At 32.2% G+C, this 14,413-nt stretch carries 3 protein-coding genes; all 3 read left to right on the top strand.

The window, feature by feature from the left end; translation table 11 throughout:
- The first annotated feature begins 26 nt into the window (after positions 1–26).
- Positions 27–8,348, top strand: a complete 8,322-nt coding sequence (locus ABD077_RS24930; RefSeq protein ID WP_343914921.1) for an amino acid adenylation domain-containing protein — start codon at positions 27–29, stop codon at positions 8,346–8,348.
- Between the two features lie 19 nt (positions 8,349–8,367).
- On the top strand, positions 8,368–12,822 hold the full coding sequence (locus tag ABD077_RS24935; protein WP_343914919.1) for a type I polyketide synthase: 4,455 nt from the start codon (positions 8,368–8,370) through the stop codon (positions 12,820–12,822).
- 2 nt (positions 12,823–12,824) lie between these two features.
- On the top strand, positions 12,825–14,413 hold a 1,589-nt coding region (locus ABD077_RS24940; protein ID WP_343914920.1), incomplete at its 3' end, for a condensation domain-containing protein.

Genomic DNA, 14,413 nt, shown 5'->3' on the forward strand with positions numbered 1-14,413 from the left:
GTGAAGAGGTCATATCAGATGTAGATATTAGCAGGACAGTAGGATGGTTTACCTCGATTTACCCATTTGTTTTGGACGTTAGCACTACAGAAAAAAGAAGTGATAGTTTGGTACAGGTAAAAGAGTCCTTACGCAAGATTCCAAATAAGGGTATTGGATATGGTATGCTGAAATATCTAACGGATGAGTTTGAGAGTTCTATTTCTCCATCGATTGTATTTAATTATTTAGGTGATTTTGGAGAAGGTATTGGCGATAATAAGGCTTCATTATTTGAGTATTGTTCAGATGATATTGGTTTGAGTTCCTCATCGGATAATGGTCAAGATACGGTATTGGATATTTCAGGTATGATGAGTTCAGGTCGTTTAAGCATGTCGATACGTTATAGTGATGGATTATATGACCAGGCTACAATTGCTAGTTTGATAGCTTCATACAAGTCACATTTAGAGATATTGATAGGAGAGTTATCAGAAGAGGAGCAGAATCATCTCACACCTTCTGATGTAACGTTTAGTAATTTGAGTATTCAGGAGTTATCGGTTCTTAACAAAGCAGGAGATGTAGAGGATATTTATGAATTATCCCCTTTACAACAAGGGATGTACTACCATTGGTTATCTAATAATAACACCTCTTTATATTTTGAACAAATTTCTTATCGACTACGTGCAGAAGGCTTAGAAATAACCTTAATAAAACAGGCATATGATCAGTTGGTAGAAAGACATTCTGTGTTACGCACTAGTTTTATGAATGATTATGGAGGTGTTCCATTACAGATTGTTCGTAAAGATATCCCTAGTAATTTTAGTTATGCGATCCCTCCAACAGGTTTAGATGATCAAGGGTTGACAGAGTATATAGAGAATTCCAAATTAGAAGATAGATCCAGAGGTTTTGACTTAGAAGGAGAATCCTCTCAGATGCGATTAAAAGTATTGGATTTAGGATCAGGTTCTTATGAATTTATTTGGAGTTTCCATCATATTTTGATGGATGGTTGGTGTATAAGTATTTTGCTGAATGATTTTTATGAATTGATGAGTAGTATTGATCAAGAAAGATCTGTAAATCTCTCTACACCTGTTCGATATTCGAGTTATATAGATTGGTTAAACAAAGTTGATAAAGAAGCATCATTAGATTATTGGAAAGGATATTTAGAAGATTATCATAACATAGCTCAGGTTCCTTTTAGTTCTCAAGTATCAAATGAACATATAGATGAACAATCAAAAGAAAAATTAAGTTTACAAATAGAAGGAAATCTATATGAAAAGGTAAATACCTTGTGTAATGATATTGGTATTACACAAAACACTTTTATACAAGGAGTTTGGGGATATTTACTATCAAAATATAATAATACTCAGGATGTAGTATTTGGTTCAGTGGTGTCCGGAAGACCAGCTGAATTATCAGGAGTAGAAGATATGATTGGGTTGTTTAGTAATACGATTCCGGTTCGTGTAAAATATACAGATAGTACAACTCCACTTACCTTATTAAAATCAATTCAGGAAAGTGCAATATCTGGTACTTCTCATCATTACCTGAACTTATCAGAAGTTCAATCTCAGAGTGATTTGGGGATGGATTTGATCAATCATATTATGATTTTTGAGAATTTCCCGATTCAGGAAGCGATTCAGGAAGATATAGAGAATACTGAAGATCAAAAGAACTTGGAAATAACCATAGAATCAGCAGAGGTCTTTGAGAGAATAAATTACAATTTTAATATAACAATATCATCCACAGACTCTTCAATTACTGTTGAATTTATATATGATAGTTGTAAATATGATAAAGAATTAATTAAAGTAATAACTTCTCATTTTACGAATTTGTTGGAACAATTCAGCACTAACTTTAATGAGACTCTAAATTCTTTCTATTACTTAACCGAAAAAGAAACGAATAAGTTATTAAACACTTTTAATGATACAACGGTTGAGTATTCTCAAGATACAAGCCTCATAGATATATTCGAAGAACAGGTATTGAATGCTCCCAATCGTATAGCAATAGTTTTGGAAGACAAGAAGTTGACGTATAAAGAACTTGATGAGCAATCAAATCAACTGGCTCACTATCTAATAGATCTTGGTATTCAACAAGGAGAGTTAATTCCCGTTTGTTTAGACCGGTCTATTGAGATGATCGTTTCTATATTAGCAATTTTAAAATCAGGATGTGCATATTTACCCGTAGATCATAACTATCCGATGGATAGAATTGATTTTATGATTGAAGATAGCTCAGCAAAATATGTATTGAGCACTACTGCGTTTTCATCATTATTTCAGTCAAAAGACATCGAACCAATATATGTGGATGATGTTGAATATCAGAGTTTTTCTAACACAAAAACCAATATAAAGTGGGAATCAGAAAACCTGATTTACGTTATTTATACTTCTGGAAGTACTGGTAGGCCAAAAGGAGTTATGATAAGTCATGGAGCGTTGGTTTCCAGAGTGCATTTTTATAAGAGATTTTATCAACTAGATCAAAGTGATACGGTACTATTCTACAGGTCATTTAGTTTTGATGCAGCGATAGAAGAATACTTATTACCTTTTTTAACAGGTGCAAGATGTGTTATTACTCCTTCTAATTTTAAAGAAGATTTATTCGATAACATGATAAATCATATTGAAAATTATGAAGTCACTAAAGTAAATATGCCTCCAATTTTATTGCAAAATATTATTGAGATTCTTCCTGAAAACGAGATAAATAGAATTGCTTCTCTGAAGCATATCATATCCGGTGGAGATAAGTTAAGTGCGGAAGTAGTTAAAAGTTTTTATTCAAAAGTAGGAGTAGAAAACAAAATAACTCTATATAATGCATATGGTCCTACCGAGAATACAAATGATTCTACAATATTAAAATTAGATAGAAATATTACCGATAAAAATATTTCTATTGGAAAGCCTGTTGAGAATTCCGAAGTATATATTCTAGATAATGAATGTGCTTTACTTCCATTAGGAATTATTGGAGAAATATGTGTAGCAGGTGATGGGATTTCACTTGGCTATTTGAACAATAAAGAATTAAGTGAGGAAAAATTTATAGCGCACCCATTTAAATTAGGAAAACGCTTGTATCGTACCGGTGATTTAGGGAGGTTTTTATCAGATGGTTCTATTGCTTTTATGGGTAGGAAAGATGATCAGGTAAAAATCAGAGGACATCGTATTGAATTGGGTGAAATAGAAAAATGTTTACAGGCTAATGAAGAAATAAAGAATGCGGTTGTAACGATTCATACCGAGGCAAATGGAGCAAAAGAATTAGTAGCATATTTAGTTTCTGATTTGAAACAGAATATGAGTGATTTAAGGAAGTATTTGTCAGAAATACTTCCTGAGTATATGGTTCCTACACATTATATTCAATTAGAAGAGATACCAGTAACTGTAAACGGTAAGGTTGATAAAAAACAGCTAACCGATATGGCTGGAACAAACTTGTCTAGTGGAATTAAATACATCGCTCCCCGAAATAAAGAAGAGGCGGTCTTGGTAAGTGTTTGGGAATCCGTTTTAAAACGTAACCCAATAGGTGTCAAAGACAGTTTTTATAATCTAGGAGGAGATTCTATTAAATCTATTCAAGTTGCCTCTAGATTAAAACAGCAAGGATATAGTCTAAAGATAGAACATATCTTGCGTAATCCTGTTTTAGAAGATTTGGCTCTTTATGTTATTTTAGATACACGAGTTATCGATCAATCCGATGTAGAAGGGACAGTTATATTAACCCCTATCCAACATTACTTTTTTAAAGATTCCCCAGTTAAAGTATACGAGTATTATAATCAATCGGTTTTATTATCTAGTAAGGATCGTATAGATGTTGATATTTTAGAACGTAGTATTTCATCTTTGGTTTCACATCATGATGCTTTACGTATGGTGTATCTCAATAAATCGGGAGAATGGGTTCAGGAAAACCAAGAAGTTTCGGATTCTGCTTATAGTATTGATTTTTATGATTTGTCAAAAGAAGAAGATGCTTTAGCAACTATGAGTCGCTTAGGATCGGAGTTGCAGTCTAGTATTGATTTATCATCAGGACCCTTATTTAAAGTAGGTCATTTTAGATTGCCAGAAGGAGATCGATTAGCATTGATTATTCATCATTTGGTTGTTGATGGCGTTTCATGGCGTATTTTGTTAGAAGATTTGTCAGCTCTTTATAGTGGTTATATTTCTGATAAGGCTGTTGTGTTACCTAAGAAGACAGATTCTTTTCAACGTTGGGCATTATTACAACATGAATATTCACAGAAATTAGCAAAGTCAGAAGAACGTATGTATTGGGACACTGTTTGTGGTTCTTCTATTACTGATTTTCCTATTGATAAAGGAACAAGAGATACTGTAATACAATTTAATAAACGACAATCTTTTGTTTTAGATAAGTCTATCACCGAAGTCTTACAAACAAAGGTTCATGGAGTTTATAATACCGAGATCAATGATGTTTTGTTAACTGGTTTAGGTTTGGCGATTCGCGATGTATTTGGATTGGATCGTAGTATTTTGAAGATGGAGGGGCATGGACGCGAAGAGGTTATATCAGATGTAGATATTAGCAGGACAGTAGGATGGTTTACCTCGATTTACCCATTTGTTTTGGACGTTAGCACTACAGAAAAAAGAAGTGATAGTTTGGTACAGGTAAAAGAGTCTTTACGCAAGGTTCCTAATAAGGGTATTGGGTATGGTATATTGAAATATCTAACGGATGATTTTGATGGATCTATTTCTCCATCGATTGTATTTAATTATTTAGGAGATTTTGGTGATAGTATAGGTAATTCAGAAACTTCTCTTTTTGAGTATTCTTCTGAAGATATAGGATTGAGTATGGCTCCTAGTAATGGTAAGGATGCGATATTGGATATTTCCGGTATGATGACTTCAGGTCAGTTAAGTCTGTCGATACGCTATTGTGATTTATTACACGATCAGGCTACGATAGCCCGTCTAATCTCTTCTTACGAAGATCATTTGAGCATTTTGATAGGAGAGTTGTCAGAAGAGGAGCAGAATCATCTCACACCTTCAGATTTAACTTTTAAGGCTTTAAGTATTGCAGAGTTGTCAGAACTTAATATGAAAAGAGATGTAGAGGATGTTTATGAATTATCTCCTTTACAACAAGGTATGTATTATCATTGGTTGTCTAAAAGTGATACTTCTTTATATTTTGAGCAGACATCTTATCGTTTACGAGCAGAGAGCTTAGATGTTGATTTGATTCATCAAGCATATGATGAACTGGTAAAGAGACATTCTGTATTACGTACCAGTTTTACCAATGATTATGGAGGTACTCCACTACAGGTTGTTCGCAAGGATATTCCTAGTAATTTCAGTTATGAACAGGCTCCAGAGGGATTAGTGGGTGATGCTTTGGATGCGTATGTAGAGACTATGAAGTTAGAAGATAGATCCAAAGGGTTTGACCTAGAAGGTGGGTCCTCCCAGATGCGCTTAAAAGTATTGGATCTAGGATCTGGTTCCTATGAATTTATTTGGAGCTTTCATCATATTTTAATGGATGGATGGTGTATGAGTATCTTGATCAATGATTTCTACGAATTGATGGGAAGTATTGATCAAAATAGAGAGGTTAATCTACCGACACCTGTTCGATATTCGAGTTATATTGATTGGTTAAGCAAGGTTAATAAAGAGGAATCTTTGACATATTGGCGAGAGTATTTAGAGGGGTATGACCATATTTCGGAAGTTCCTTGTAAGATCAAAGACGGGGATACTTCAAGATATACAGAGCGTCGAAATACTTTGAAAATCGAAGGAGTTTTGTATGATAAGGTGAATACATTATGTAATGATTTAGGGATCACTCAGAACACTTTTATACAAGGAGTTTGGGGGTATTTACTATCGAGATACAACAACACTCAGGATGTTGTATTTGGTTCGGTAGTATCGGGTAGACCTGCAGATTTATCAGGTGTAGAGGATATGATCGGTCTGTTCAGTAATACGATTCCGGTTCGTATAAATTATCAATCCGATGACACCCCATTGAATCTATTGAAGTCGTTACAGGATGAGTCCATTTCCAGTACTTCACATCATTACCTGAATTTATCAGAGGTACAGTCAGAGAGTGAATTAGGAATGGATTTGATCAATCACATTATGATCTTTGAGAATTTTCCAATTCAAGAGGCTATTAAAGATGATATAGAAGTCAATACTCAAGATGATGAAACCGAAAAATCAGAAATAGAATCTGTAGAATCTTTTGGGCAAACCAACTATGACTTTATTATAGTAATTGTGCCAAAATCGTCTTCCTTAACTGTTCAGTTCAGATGTAATACTGAAGTATATGAAGCCGAAATGATGGAGGCCTTAGTATCACATTTCAATAATTTAGTCGAACAATTCGTAGAATCAAAAGAACAATCATTAGATACTTTTGATTATTTAGAGGAGAGAGAAACTAACAAATTATTAAACGTATTTAATGATGAAGTAGTTCAATATTCAGAGGATAAAACACTGCTAGATTTGTTTGAAGAGCAGGTATTAAATAATCCGGATAACATCGCTTTAGTTTTTGAAGGGGAGGAATTTAACTATAAAGAATTAGATGAAAAATCAAATCAATTTGCTAATTATTTAATTGATAAATATCAAATAAAATTACAGGACGTAATAGGTGTTAAGTTAGATAGGAGTGAATGGTTAGTAAAATCATTATTTGCAATTTTAAAAACAGGATCGGCTTATATTCCAATTGACCCAAATTATCCAAAAGATAGGATAAATTATATTGAATCTGATAGTAACTGTAAGTTGATTATTGATAAGAACGTCATACAAGACTTCATAAAACACCAAGAACAATATGGACATAATAAAATACCATCAAAAGTTTGTTCAAGCGATTTAGCTTATATTATATATACATCAGGTTCTACAGGAAATCCAAAAGGAGTAATGATAGAACATAAATCACTGGTAAATTATCTAAGATGGTCAAAATCTTATTATGGTAAGTATGATTTATCAGGTTTTGATTTTGGTTTATACACATCATTATCCTTTGATTTAACGGTTACCAGTTTATTCCTGCCTCTTATTAGTGGTAATACTTTAACCGTTTTCGAATCCAATAATAATGTTTTAGAAAGCTTAGTTAATTATCTAGAAAGCGACATTTCTTGTATTAAATTAACACCTGCCCATATAAGCTTATTAGAAGGATGGGATGTAAAAGCTAAAAATTTAGAAATGGCTATTGTAGGAGGAGAAGCGTTACATCAAAATCATATAAATGTTCTAAAAAATATAAATCCAGATATAAAAATTTATAATGAGTATGGTCCAACAGAGGCTACCGTAGGTTGCATAGTATACGATGCTTCTTCGAACCAGACAGAGGCTGAAATTAAAATAGGTACCCCTATATTAAATACCAATGTATATATCTTAGATAGATTTAATATTACTCAACCTATAGGAGTTATTGGGGAAATTTGTTTAGGAGGTAATGGTTTGGCAAGAGGCTATGTAAATCGTGCTGAATTAACAAAAGAGAAATTTATAGATCATCCATTTGTAAAAGGTAAACGTTTGTATAGAACAGGTGATTTAGGAAGATGGTTACCTGATGGAAGCATTGAATATATTGGTAGAGTAGATCATCAGGTAAAAATTAGAGGTCATAGAATTGAACTTGGTGAGATAGAACAAAAATTATTATTAAAAGAAGATATATCAGACGCAGTAGTTTTGGCTGTGGAGGCAGAACTAAAAGAAAAAGAATTAGTAGGGTACTTAGTTTCAAAAGAAGATCAAAATGTCTCCGAATTACGCAGTTTTTTATCAGGTCTGCTTCCGCAATATATGATACCTCGATATTTTGTCCAGATAGAAAAAATTCCACTTACAATTAATGGTAAGGTTGATAAAAAATCACTACCTGATCCTAAAAGAGTTGGATTATCTACTGGCATTGAATATACAGCACCTAAAAATGAAATAGAAGAAAAACTATTAGATATCTTGATTAAAGAACTAGGAATAGAAAAAGAAGGAATAGGAACAATGGATAATTTCTTTGACATAGGAATGAATTCTATTAAGCTCTTAAAGGTTCTTAGTATTGTAAATAGGGAATTTCAAATTCAAATAAAACCGACTGCATTATTCGAATACCCAAACATAAGTGAATTGGTAGCTAATGTTTTCTATAATTCAACGGAAGAAGACTCTGAAGAAGAAGACATGAATGCCGTGCAAGAATTTGAAGAATTTATTGATTTAATGGAAGAATAGGGAATTTAAAACAAATCAAATGAAAAAAGAATTAAGAAAAAAAGACATCGCGATTGTAGGTCTTTCTTGTAAATTTAATAAATCTGAAGATACTGAAAAGTTCTGGCAGAATTTGGTTAAGGGCAATGAACTACTCCATTTTTATAACGATAAAGAATTATTAGCGCTAGGAGTAGACGAAACAGTTATTAACGATCCTAATTTTGTTAAAGTAAATTCGATCATAGATAATGCAGATAGTTTTGACTATCCTTTTTTTGGATATACTAAAGATGAGGCAAGTTTTATGGATCCGCAAATAAGGATTTTACATGAACAAGTTTGGTCGGCTCTAGAAGATGCAGGATGTAATATAACTTCTTATAGAGGTAAAGTGGGATTGATGTTATCAGCTTCGGATAATATGAATTGGATGGCTCATGCTTTATTGAATCAAAGCAATAAAATCAATCCGTTTTATCTTTCTCAGATATCAAACAAAAATTTTATAAGTACCCTTATATCATACAGTCTTAATTTAAAAGGGCCAAGTTACTATAGTTCTACAGCGTGTTCTAGTTCTCTAACTTCAATTCATTTGGCATGTAGAAGCTTGTTAATGAGAGAATGCTCTATGGCTGTTGCTGGAGGAATAAGGTTAAGAACAACAGATAAAAAAGGCTATTATTTTAAAAAAGGGATGATAGGTTCTAAAGATGGGCATTGTAGAACTTTTGATGAAAAATCTACAGGAACCGTTGGAGGAGATGGTGGAGCGGTAATCGTATTAAAAAGACTAGAAGATGCAATTAATGATAGAGACAATATTTATGCTGTAATAAGATCCTCTGCCGTCAATAATGACGGAAAGCGGAAAGTTGGTTTCACAGCCCCAAGCATAAATGGTCAGTCCGAATGTATAAAATTAGCGCATAGAATAGCAAATGTTCCTTATAACACAATATCATACATAGAAGCTCATGGAACAGGAACAAAATTAGGAGATCCAATTGAGGTTGAAGCACTAAATAAAGCATTTGATTATGATACATCTCATGAATGCGCTATTGGATCTGTGAAAACAAATGTAGGGCATCTGGATGCAGCTGCTGGTGTAGCAGGTTTAGTGAAGACTACCTTAGCATTAAAAAATAAAGTAATTCCTCCAACATTACATTTTGAAACACCTAACCCAGAAATTAATTTTGCAGATGGTCCTTTTTATGTAAATGCCGAAGCAAAAAAATGGAAAAGTAATAATGGGCTCCCTTTAAGGGCTGGTGTAAGTAGTTTCGGGATAGGAGGTACCAACGTACATGTTGTATTAGAAGAATCCCCAAAAATCGAAAAAGGAAACGATTCAAGGCAATTTCAAATATTACCTTATTCTGCTAAAAATAAAAACTCATTACTTAGTTATAAACAGAAATTGACTTCTTTTTTAGCAGGTAATAAGGAATCTGACATAGAAGATATTGCCTATACATTAAAGGTAGGTAGAAGTGCATTTGCACACCGCAGTTATATCGTTTGTCGAGATAAAAAAGAAGCTTTAAAACAACTAGAGAGTAATGTGTCAACGTTTTTAGCAAGTACAAAAAGAGATATTGTATTTATGTTTCCCGGCCAAGGAAGTCAATACTACAATATGGCTAAAGATGTCTATTATCAAGAGTCATATTTTAGATCTATTATGGATAAAGGTTTCCAGATTTTACATGATAAAACTGGTACAGATTATTCCGAAATAATTGGTTATAAGTACAAAAAGGGAATTGATAAAAGTTTAATTAATAATACCCATTACGCGCAACCTGTAATTTTTCTAATAGAATATGCCTTTGCTTCACTCCTTATGAAATGGGGGATACGACCTTCTAATATGATAGGACATAGCTTAGGAGAATATGTGGCAGCTTGTATTGCGGATGTTTTCTCTCTAGAGGAAGCATTAAATATTTTGATAAAAAGAGCAAGCTTAATGAGTAAGGTAGAGAAAGGAGATATGCTTGCTGTAGGTAATTCTGAAAATAATATAAAAGACTTACTTACACCAGATCTATCTATTGCCGCTATTAATACCGAGAGCTCTTGTGTGGTCTCTGGAAATAAAGAAAGTATAGACAATTTGTCTAAAGCGCTATCTTATTCTGAAATACCCTTTACAAAATTGAAAACATCACATGCTTTTCATTCTAATATGATGGATATCATTTTGGATGAGTATAATAAAGAGCTTGAGAAAATTAATTTTTCAGTACCTAAGTTTTCTTTCATTTCTAATCTTACAGGAAAACCAATCACTAATGAAGAAGCCATTTCACCAGATTATTGGGTGAAACATTTACGAGAATCTGTAAAGTTTTCTGAAGGAGTTGACTACTTACTGAAAAAAGCAAATACTTGTTTTATTGAAGTGGGACCAGGAAAAGCGCTTTCTACGTTTTGTAAGCAAAATAAAAATTTTAGTGAAAGAAATATGTCAGTTGCCTTATTAAGACATCCAAAAGAAGAAAAAAATGACAACCAAACTCTTTCTGAAGGAATTGGAATGCTTTGGAGTAATGGTGTTGATGTTGATTGGGATGAATATTATTCTCCCGAAATTAGAAATAAAGTTTCTATACCTACTTATTCCTTTAGTAATTATTCTTTTGATGTAAACGTAAATCCTTTTGAACAATTAACAAAGAATGGGATTTTAAGTAATGTTAAAACATCTGTCTCGGATTGGTTCTACTCATCGAATTGGAAAAAATCGTTTCTTAATACAAAATTGATACAAGATAACATTCCCCAGAATTACTTACTCTTTTCTGGTAAAAATAAATTGATACAAAATTTAAAAAATAGATTGTTAAATAATGATCAAAATATAATAGAGGTTGTGACAGGTGAAAAATTCATGCAACATGATGAGTTTTTGTACTCTGTCAATCCTGAAAAAGGTTTTGAACGATTATTTGAAAAATTAGAATCACAAAAAAAGGATTTTAATAATATAATTTTTAATTGGGATTTTAAAGGAGAAAGTCAGGAAGAAATACTTCATGCTTTTTCAGTTGTTTTAAATTTATGTAAGGCTTTAATCCAGTATAAACCTGATACTAAGAAAAAAGTTACTTTTCTTTCCAATTTCAATCATAAGGTGATAGGAAACGAAAAGGTAAGTTTAGTTCCATCAACTATTAAAACCATATTTTCTGTTTGCGCACAGGAAAACCCAAACATCTTTAGTTGCAGTATAGATACTGATCAGCATACAGAAAACTCCAAATTAATTTCAAAAATAATAGATGAATTAAGATATAATTATAAAGAGACCAATATCGCCTATAGAAATGAAATCAGGTGGAGCGAATTCTATGATAACATCACCATCCTAGATAAAAATATTAATTCTCAAGTTACAAATAATAAGACCTATTTAATCACTGGAGGATTAGGAGAGGTGGGTAATGTTTTAGCATGTTATTTATCAAAAAAGTATAATGCCAAAATAATCATTGTAGGAAGAAGTAAAATTCCTTCAGAAGAATTATGGCAAGATTATCTAAAAAAAGAAGATGCAAATATTAATGTAATTTCCAAAATAAAAAAGCTTAAGAAACTTAAAGAGAGTGAAAAGGAAGTTTTCTATTACCAAGCAGATGTTACTAATTATGAGATATTAAAAACAAAAATTAAACAGATTGAAAGAGAACATGGAGTTATCTCTGGTATCATCCATGCTGCCGGAAATGTAGACAACAAAACGTTCAAATTAGTAGAAAATATAACAAGTGATACCGCTCAAAAACAATTTGATCCAAAAATTAAAGGTACAACTAATCTATATTCTATTTTTAGAGAAAGAGATTTAGATTTTGTATGGATAACTTCCAGTTTATCTTCGATATTAGGTGGATTAACTTATGGAGCATACGCCACAGCCAATAGATTTATGGACTTATTTGTTAGTCTGAAAGGTGAAGAACTCAGTAATTGGTATTGTTTGAATTTGGCTGGTATCGGAGAAAGGGCTATAACACACAAAGATTTGATACAAGTATTCGAAAAAACTTTTAGTGTAAGTAATGGTATCCAGAATCTTATAGTTTCTTTAAAAGACCCAAACATAGTGGTAAATCAGAAGACTGAAGAAATCAATGATAAAAAAAATATGGCTTCAGAAGAGTTGATAGACCGTCCCGAAAACAGTACCGATTACTCACCTCCAGAAAGTGAGATTGAAAAACAATTGTGTAATCTATTTCAATCATTTTTTGGATATAAAAGAATTGGACTTAATGATAACTTTTTTGAATTAGGAGGAGATTCTTTAAAGGCAATGACCTTAATAAAAAGAATCCACGCATTATACGGTATAGAAATTAATCTTAAAGAATTTTTTGCAAAACCCAATATAAAAGAACTTTCAAATGAAATTGAATTAGCATTAAAATTAATTAATGTACAGAAAAAAAGAAAAGGTAATAATGTAATTAAAATATAGAGATGATTAAGTTAATTGAAAAATTAGAGCATAAAAATATTGGAATTTCATTAAATGGAAATGATTTAGAATTGGATTATGACGACCAGGAAATTGATCAGGAAATTATTAATGAAATAAGAGCTAATAGACAAGAACTAATAGTATTTCTAAAAAAATACTTGGATATTAATAATGATATTGAGATCCAATCAGTTGCTAATAATATCAACTATAAGGTGTCTCATTCCCAAAAGCGTTTGTGGATATTAAGTCAATTTGAAAAAAGTTCTGTTGCCTATAATATGCCAAATAGTATCACACTAGATGGAGAATATGACATAGATAGTTTTGAAAAAGCAGTTAATTATGTTATCAAACGTCATGAGATTTTAAGAACAGTTTTTAAAGAAGACGATGAAGGAGAACTTAAACAATGGGTTTTACCTACTGCTGAATTGGGCTTTAATATTAAATATAAGGATTTCAGGGATCATGAAGATTCAAAACGGAGTGCTCAAGAATATGTGCAAAAAGATGCATACGTACCATTTGATTTAGAAAACGGTCCATTATTACGAGCTTGTTTATTACAAATATCAGATGATTCTTATATGTTTTATTATAACATGCATCATATCATTAGTGATGCTTGGTCCATGGATGTATTAATAAACGATATTATTTCATGTTATAATTCATATAAATCAGGTTTCATTCCCGAATTACCTGAGCTTAAGATACAATATAAAGATTATGCAGCATGGCAATCAAATAAGTTAGATACTCAAGAATCTAAAGATTCTCAGGAGTATTGGTTAAATAGTCTGTCAGGGGAGTTACCTTTAGTAGAACTCCCTACTTCAAAGTTAAGACCCAAATTTGTTACCCATAATGGACGTCATTTAAGAACATTTATTGCTGGGAAAACAACACAAAAATTAAAAGAATTCTGTCGGAATAATGGCGGTAGTCTATTTATGGGATTGTTAGCAGTATGGAAGGTTCTTATGCATAAGTATACGTCTAAAAATGATATCATTGTTGGAACATCTGTCGCAGGTAGAGATAATACTTCATTAGAAGATCAAATAGGTTTTTATGTAAATACATTGGCATTAAGAAACTATGTAAATTCAGAGGAAAGTTTTAGGTCTTTCTATAAAGTAATCAAAGAGTCAACTTTATCAGCTTTTTCTAACCAAATGTACCCTTTCGATAAATTGGTTGAAGAGTTAGGAATAATCAGAGATCCTAGTAGGAATCCGTTGTTTGATACGATGTTTACATTACAGAATGTCAGAGAAAGAGGACAAGAGAATTTAACTTTGGATGAAAAGTCAATACAAGAAATACAGGATAGAGGAACCACTCATTCAAAATTTGATTTGGATATTGATTTTTATGAAATAGGAGAATACCTATCATTTAACATAAACTATAACACAGATGTTTACGATAGTGTTATGGTTGAGGGGTTGATGGTTCATTACAAAGAGTTGTTGGTTTCTTTGATGGGTTGCTTTGAGAAGCCATTAAAAGATGTCGAATATCTTCCATCTGCAGAGCGATTAGAGTTATTATCAGGATTTAATGCTACCGATGTTGCTTA

This window comes from Aquimarina litoralis (genome assembly GCF_039523995.1).
In the GTDB taxonomy this organism is placed as follows: Bacteria; Bacteroidota; Bacteroidia; order Flavobacteriales; family Flavobacteriaceae; genus Aquimarina; species Aquimarina litoralis.

What these genes read in the sequence shown, in the direction of transcription:
- ABD077_RS24935 (WP_343914919.1), top strand. Translation starts at nt 8,368, where the DNA reads ATGAAAAAAGAATTAAGAAAAAAAGACATCGCGATTGTAGGTCTTTCT.